The sequence below is a fragment of the Streptomyces sp. 13-12-16 genome (assembly GCF_002114215.1).
In the GTDB taxonomy this organism is placed as follows: domain Bacteria; phylum Actinomycetota; class Actinomycetes; order Streptomycetales; family Streptomycetaceae; genus Streptomyces.
In genome coordinates, this window is the sequence record NZ_NCTE01000745.1 from 1 (window position 1) to 1,082 (window position 1,082).

The window sequence follows — 1,082 nt, forward strand, 5'->3', positions numbered from 1 at the left end:
CAGGGCGCGGGACGGCCGTGGGCGCCCGATCCGCAGTCGTGTTCCCGTACGTGCGGGGGGAGTTGCGGCAGGTACGCCTCGAACAGCTGCCCGTCGGGCAGGCCGAAGAGGCGGGGTTCGACGCGTCCGGCGGGCAGGCGCAGGCCGTCGGCGAGGAGGTCGTCGTTGATCTCGCAGTCCTGGGCGACGTTGACGCGGTACCGGTCGCGCTGGTCGGCGGCGGGGAGCCGGCCGGCGCGGCCGTGGTGGTCGCGCAGCAGGTGCGCCACCTCGTGGATCCAGACGCCCGCGAGTTCCTCCACGGGGGTCGCGTCGACGAAGGCGGGTGACACGTAGCAGCGCCAGTGGCGGTCCACGCCCATCGTCGGCACCTCGTGGCTCGGCACGACGGTCAGGGCGTACAGGGCCGACGCCAGGTAGGGGCGGTCGCTCGCCGCGCGGTAGCGGGCGGCGAGCAGTTTGGTCGTGTCCAGGCCGCTGCGGGGGTGCGTCATGCCCGCGTGCCTCAGCGGCTGCCGGGCAGGGCCCCGGACATCCGCAGCAGGTCCAGGAAGCCGTCGATGCCCGGGGGTACGGGCCAGTCCAGGCGGCGCATCGACGCGAGGTCGGTGGCGGCACGGGCGGCCACGTCCGGTACGCCCGCGTCCACGGCCTTGGCCAGGACCGTCCAGCCGGCCTCCCAGCGCGGCCGGGTGGGGTCGCTCTGGATGGCGGCGACGACCGCGATGAGGAAGGCGAGCTGGCGGTCGCCGCGCTCGGGCAGGGCGAACGCGTCGGGGTCGGCGAGGACCCGCTCGGGGTCGGGCAGATCGAGGTGTTCCAGGTACGACAGCAGTTCGATGCCCGCGCCGTCCCCGACGGCGCCGGTGAGCGCGGCGGCCGTCGCCTCGCGGCCGGCGCCGGTCGCGTATCCGGTCGCGAGCAGCCGCAGCGCCATCTCCCAGGTGCGCGGGGACGGCCATGAGCGGCCCCGGCTCTCGGCGTCGGCGGGTATGTGGTGGACCAGGCCCGGGCGGGCCGTGAGGAAACCGGAGACGGCGCCGCGGGCCCGCGCCACGGCACCGGGCACCTTGGCCGGATCG

At 76.0% G+C, this 1,082-nt stretch carries 2 pseudogenes; both read right to left on the reverse strand.

The window, feature by feature from the left end:
* A pseudogene (locus B7767_RS27895) lies at positions 1-494 on the reverse strand (hypothetical protein); the annotation flags it as partial.
* A gap of 11 nt (positions 495-505) precedes the next feature.
* Positions 506-1,082, reverse strand: a pseudogene (locus tag B7767_RS27900) (AAA family ATPase); the annotation flags it as partial.